The sequence below is a fragment of the Microcystis sp. M090S1 genome, from assembly GCF_020246295.1.
Classification (GTDB): Bacteria; Cyanobacteriota; Cyanobacteriia; order Cyanobacteriales; family Microcystaceae; genus Microcystis; species Microcystis aeruginosa.
In genome coordinates this window covers 1-6,102 of record NZ_JADBTF010000313.1, presented here as the reverse complement: position 1 = coordinate 6,102, position 6,102 = coordinate 1, and the positions used below count along the sequence as shown (strand labels likewise).

4 protein-coding genes are annotated in these 6,102 nt (G+C 48.1%); 1 reads left to right on the top strand and 3 read right to left on the bottom strand.

The features are described 5' to 3' along the window. Positions 1-414: 414 nt before the first annotated feature. Positions 415-3,042 carry a chloride channel protein gene (locus IM477_RS13760; protein ID WP_287732150.1) on the top strand — a complete coding sequence of 876 codons (2,628 nt, stop codon included), beginning with the start codon at positions 415-417 and terminating at the stop codon, positions 3,040-3,042. Between the two features lie 8 nt (positions 3,043-3,050). On the opposite strand, the gene IM477_RS13755 is transcribed toward IM477_RS13760, so the two are convergent. The 3 genes from IM477_RS13755 to IM477_RS13745 form a co-directional block, all read right to left on the bottom strand. Next, a complete protein-coding gene (locus tag IM477_RS13755; protein ID WP_147069285.1) occupies positions 3,051-3,431 on the bottom strand; it encodes a DUF1830 domain-containing protein in 381 nt (126 codons plus the stop codon). Between the two features lie 524 nt (positions 3,432-3,955). Beyond that, on the bottom strand, positions 3,956-5,257 hold the full coding sequence (gene hemL, locus IM477_RS13750; RefSeq protein ID WP_147069286.1) for a glutamate-1-semialdehyde 2,1-aminomutase: 1,302 nt from the start codon (positions 5,255-5,257) through the stop codon (positions 3,956-3,958). Between the two features lie 446 nt (positions 5,258-5,703). After that, positions 5,704-6,102: RNA-guided endonuclease TnpB family protein (locus IM477_RS13745; protein ID WP_287732149.1), on the bottom strand; the 399-nt coding region annotated here is incomplete at its 5' end.

The following is a 6,102-nucleotide window of genomic DNA, read 5'->3' as shown; positions in this document are numbered from 1 at the left end:
GGAAACCCTTGCATAAATCCAAGCTATCAAGTCGGGTTTTGAATGGTTGTCATCCGTTATGATAATTGTACCAGAAGGCAATTGATAGCCTGTTAAATTCCCTTGTTTCCACCACCTCCAAGCCGTTCGATAACTTATTCCTGTTTTTTTTGCATAGTCTGATAGTTTCCTGTCCACATATTGCCATGCTTGACTATATCTGATTATATTTCTCTTGAAACTTTACAATACCCTCCGCTCAAAGACAGGGACAACCTTTGATCCTAGCCCATCGATAGAAAAACTACTATTAGGGCCACTGGTAGCAACAAGGTGAACGGTGACAGAACTTAACGGCCTATGATTAAAGAAACGAGGAATCAGAACCCTAAATAAATCCTCGCTCCGCCATTGCCTTGATTCTCCCTGATAATTATGGGACTTTTTGCCCGTCACCAAAACCTCCGTCAGTGGTTTAAATCCCAACACTTCGGACGTAGCGCAACCGATAGTCGTTATGCTTTACTGGTCGCCTGTTTAATCGGAATTCTCTCCGCCCTTGCCGCTATTATCCTGAAATTGGGTATCGGTTGGTTAGGTGGTTGGCGGGTGCATCTAGTAGCCAATTCCTCTCCTTTCCTAGTTTTGCCCCTCGGCGGTTTTCTGCTCGGTTACAGTGCCGGTTGGATTGTCGAACACTTCTCCCCCGCGGCCGCCGGGGGTGGTATTCCCCAAGTAAAAGCGGCCTTAGCTAAATATCCTTTGCCCCTGTCTTGGCGCGTCGCCGTCGTAAAAATGATCGGGGCGATCCTGATCCTTGGCGGTGGTTTAACCCTTGGTCGTCGCGCCCCCACGGTACACATCGGGGCAGCCCTAGCGGCCCAGTTAAGCGTCTGGCTGCCCACCAGTCCTGATCACCGTCGTCAGATGATCGCAGCCGGGGCAGCCGCGGGGTTAGCGGCCGGTTTTACTACTCCCATCGCCGGCGTCCTCTTTGTGATCGAGGAATTAATGCGCGATGTCTCCAGTATGACCCTAGAAACGGCGATTGTGGCTTCCTTTACCGGGGCCGTGGTTTCGATGATGCTGCAGAATACCCCCTCGATCATCACTGAATATGCCAATATTAGCTTCTCTGCCCAAGAAATACCCATTTATTGCCTTTTGGGGGTTTTAGCGGGCTTATTGGGGGCTTTATTCAATCAAGGCATCCTTTTTTGTAGCCAGCTGCAGCGGCGTTGGCGGTTATCTCTGGCTTGGCGCATCGGTCTGGTCAGCTGGTTATCGGGAACGGTAGTGGCTTTTTTACCCGACTTTTTTCGGGATAATACGGGTTTACGCGAATTTTTGCTGGCAGGGGAATTAAGTTGGCAGAATACCGCCCTCGCTTTTGTGGTCTATTTTTTCCTGACGATGATCTCCTATAGTTCCGGCGCCCCGGGAGGACTGCTCGCCCCCGCTTTGGTGTTGGGATCCTGTTTGGGGTTTCTGGTGGGGGGAATCGAGACGAAAATGATGGGTTTCGGCAGCGAACCTAGTTATACTTTAGCCGGTATGGGGGCTTTTTTTACGGGAGTAGTCAGGGTTCCAGTAACGGCGATCGTGATTGTCTTTGAACTGCATCGCAATTTTAATGTTGTGCTGCCCCTGATGTTGACCTGTGCCGTTTCTTATATCACTGCCGAAAGCATTCACCCCGGTTCCCTCTATCAGCATTTACTTTCCGCTAGTGGTATTATTCTCAACGAGGAAACCCCTGCTAATGATGTGCTGGCCCATCTGTCGGCTATGGATGTGATGCAATCGCAGGTGGAAATTCTGGCGGCAGATTTACCCCTGGGGGAAGTGGTGAAAATTATGTCCCGTTCCCATCATCGCGGTTTTCCCGTGGTGGAACAGGGGCGACTATTGGGGATTTTTACCCAAAGTGATCTGGATAAATGGCGATCGAAAAACAGTCAAACCGTCCTACGGGAGATCATGACTCCCAATCCGATTACCGTGGCCCCCCAGGCAGCTTTAAGCGATGTTTTATTTCTCTTAAATCGCTATCAGCTTTCCCGTTTACCCGTTACCGACGGTCAAAAACTGGTGGGGATCATCACCCGCACCGATATTATTCGGGTGGAAGCCGATCAATTGGGGGGAGTTTGTCAACTGCCCCAACCCAGTACTCCTTCCTATGTGGTTTATCAAACTCGTTCCCCGGCCGTGGGAATAGGACGGATTTTGTTACCTATTGCCAATCCCGACACCGCTACCGCTTTGTTTAAAATTGCTGCTGCGATCGCCCGTGAACGCAATTATGAGATAGATTGTCTCTATGTGATTACTGTGCCTCGTCTTAGTTCTCCGGCGGAAGTCAGGGTAGATACGCGGGAAGGACGCAAATTACTTCATCGTCTGGAAAGATTAGCCCGACGGCAGAATATCTCTGTTCATACACAAATTTCCGTGGCTCAGGATATCGCCGACGGGATTTTAGCCACGATTCGCGAACGACACAGCAATTTATTAATTATGGGTTGGACGGGGGAAAAATCCACTACTGGGGCGATTTTCGGGTTTTCAGTCGATACTTTGATCGCTGAGGCTCCCTGTGAAACCATCTTGGTAAAATTGGGGACAAAGGATTGTTTTCCCAACGATCCTAATCGGGAAAGGATTTGGCTGATTCCCACCGCCGGCGGTCCGAATGCCCAACGCGCTTTAGCATTATTGCCTAGTTTGCTGTCTTTGTCCGAGTCTTCGGATCATCCCAAACTTTGGTTATGTAAAATCTATTCTCCGACGGAGTTACTGCCAGATCTGTCCACTTTGGAAGTTTTACAAGCATCTTTACAAAAAGCGATCGCACAGCTGATCGTGCCTTTACCGATTCGTTCGGCCTCTCCGGCCGAGGCGGTCATTCATCTAGTAGAATCGGAAGACTGTTCCTTGGTGCTTTTGGGTGCGTCCAGGGAAAGTTTGCTCAATCAGTTCTTAAATGGCAATATCCCCTCGACGATTGCCCGTGCCGTTAATTGCACTGTGATTCTCGTGCGAGGGGAATTATCGGAGTAGTTTATTAGCTAGGCGGAAGCTAAACTTAAACCGAAGGGTACGGTATTGTCAATTTTCGCCCCTTGACTTTCCTCTAGGGAATGGGGGTAGAATATTTCCCCCTCTAGTTGACCATCGGAGTCATCCTCATCCCCATCGCTGATATAAAGGCGTTCACAGGGGATATTATCGGAAAGGATGGCACTGGCCATCATCCCCGTATGAATCTCTAAGAAAGCATCCGCTAGGGTCTCAAATACTAAACGCTGCCCGGGGAAAACCACCCTTTCAAAATACCAGTTAGCAATATTGGTGATGCGAACAATTTGAATATGATTGGTCGCATTGACATAGCAACAAAGAATACTATTTTTCTTGCCGTTGGGGAGGGGATCGAGAATCTGTGCCATAGCAATTGGGGTGATCTTAAAGTGGGTTTGTCATCGCTCCTTCACCCTAACATCCTTTGATCCCCGATAGTTGTAAAGATGATTACATTACTCTGATAAAAATCTACCGATCGCTTTTTCTGGTGATAGAAGGCGGTTTTTATTAAAAAATCATTAAATTTAACTAATGCCTAGTTTTGGCTATTTGTCAAGGGGGGAACTACGTTTTTTTGCTGTTTTTCTTGATTTTTTGCCCAGCTATTTATCACTCAATTTTGTTGACGGTTTCAGGATTATCGAAACCGAGGTAATTTTTGTCAAGTTAGATACCTCTTGCTCTTGATCTTATCGATCTGGTTGACTAAAAAGGGGCGGCCTGTGCTGGGACTGATAAGTTTTACAGTGCTGGGGATAATAATCCCTCGATTGTTCGGGATTTCTAGCCAAATTTCCCCTGAGAATCCCCGTCTTTTGCAAGCGGGGAAATGTCAACTCATCAATCTTGGGACTCTATCAATCAATTTTCCTGGCCGAAGCAGCATTAACTATAAACTTTCTAAAACCTCTTGAGCGGCGGCCAAAGTCCGTTCGATATCGGCCTCTGTGTGAGCTAAAGAAGTAAAACCAGCTTCAAACTGGGAAGGAGCTAGATAAACGCCTCTTTCCAACATTCCCCGGTGAAAACGACCGAATTTAGCCACATCGGCCTTTTTGGCCTCTTCATAGTTATGCACGGGGGTGCCAGTGAAAAACATCCCGAACATGGCACTGATATGACCTCCAAAAACTCTATGACCAGCATCTCTGGCCACTTTCAGCAGCCCTTCAGTTAAGGATTTGGTCACTTTATCGAGATATTCGTAGGTGCCGGGGCGCTGGAGTAACTCTAGGGTTTTAATTCCCGCCGTCATGGCCAGGGGGTTGCCGGATAAGGTTCCCGCTTGGTACATCGGGCCGGCCGGAGCCACCATCGCCATAATATCGGCCCGACCGCCGTAGGCCCCCACTGGCAGCCCACCGCCGATAACTTTGCCGAGGGTGGTTAAATCGGGGGTGATGCCGAATTTTTCCTGAGCGCCACCGTAGGCGATGCGGAATCCGGTCATTACCTCATCAAACATTAATAGGGACCCGTATTCCTTGGTTAATTCCCGCAATCCTTCTAAAAAGCCAGCATCCGGCACGATAAAGCCGGCATTACCCACCACTGGCTCTAAAATCACCCCGGCGATCGAGTCGGGATTTTCGACAAAGAGGGCTTTGACCGCTTCCAGGTCATTGTAGGGGGCGGTTAAAGTGTTGTTAGTGGTGGTTTTGGGAACCCCCGGCGAGTCGGGTAGGCCCAGGGTCGCTACACCAGAGCCGGCTTTAACGAGGAACATATCGGCGTGACCGTGGTAACAGCCCTCGAATTTGATGATTTTATCCCGGCCGGTAAAAGCCCGCATTAAGCGCAGGACGGACATACAGGCTTCGGTGCCGGAATTGACAAAACGCACCATTTCAATGCTGGGAACGGCATCAATCACCATTTCAGCGAGAATATTTTCCTGGACACAGGGAGCCCCGAAACTGGTCCCTTTATCTAGGGCATCGTGTAGGGCGGCAATCACTTCGGGATGGGCATGACCACAGATAGCCGGCCCCCAAGTTCCCACATAGTCTATGTATTCGTTACCGTCCACGTCGCGAATATAGGCCCCTTTGACGCTTTCAAAAACGATGGGTTGACCACCGACGGATTTAAAGGCCCGCACGGGGGAACTTACACCCCCCGGCATTAATTTTTGAGCGGCTGTAAAGATTTCTTTCGATTTTGTTGTTTGATACGAAGATGTGCTAACCAATCCTGTCTCCTTGTCTATTTGAGTCTATCGGTTTCGGGGAATGCCCGGAGCTTTGTTTTGTTAACTTCCTGCTGCTTGTTCCATTTTAAAGATCACTGGCCTACATTTGACGCAATTTTTCCCTAGGAAGAGCGCTGGTCGGCTCAAGTCTCGCTCTTCTTGACTTATAGCTTGATGGTTAACAGCTTATAGAATTGGCTGAGAAAGGGCAAAAATTTCACTTTTGACAATTTTTCCACAATCTTTTCAGAATTGCAGTAAAAACCTAGCAATGGGCGAAGTTATTGCTATTGATAGATTTTAGCCCAGAAAGAGCGATCGAAAAAAGCTCCGGTTTTCCACAGATTTTCCACAGGGGAATTCTTGCTATTATTTCTTAGCGTACAAAAAAACTATTCCTGCTTTGACATCCTCACCGCCGTAAAACGGACGGCGATTCCCAAACCTCACGATTTGGGTTTCTGCTTCTGTCCCGAAGGATTTTTCGCACCTGCCTTAACAGATTTACTCTGTTCTGGTCTTATGGTCGCTCTACAGACTGACACCGCAAGCCCTGCGGCAAAAATATTTTTACTTGCGTTAATATCTCGGTCATGGTGTGTCCCACAGATTGGACAATCCCACTCTCGAACATTTAACGGCATTTTCTCAGCAATATGCCCGCAATTACTACACCTTTTAGAGCTAGGAAACCATCTATCTATTTCGATGTAATTTCTTCCATACCAACGGCATTTATAGGCTAATTGTCGAGTTATTTCTCCCCAGCTTACATCAGATATTGCCTGAGATAATTTCGGGTTTTTGACCAGATTCTTGACGGCTAAATTCTCAACCACAATCGT

Bases quoted from the DNA above. Each gene is read 5' to 3' on its own strand.
- IM477_RS13760 (WP_287732150.1), top strand. From the start codon at position 415: ATGGGACTTTTTGCCCGTCACCAAAACCTCCGTCAGTGGTTTAAATCC.
- IM477_RS13755 (WP_147069285.1), bottom strand. From the start codon at position 3,431: ATGGCACAGATTCTCGATCCCCTCCCCAACGGCAAGAAAAATAGTATT.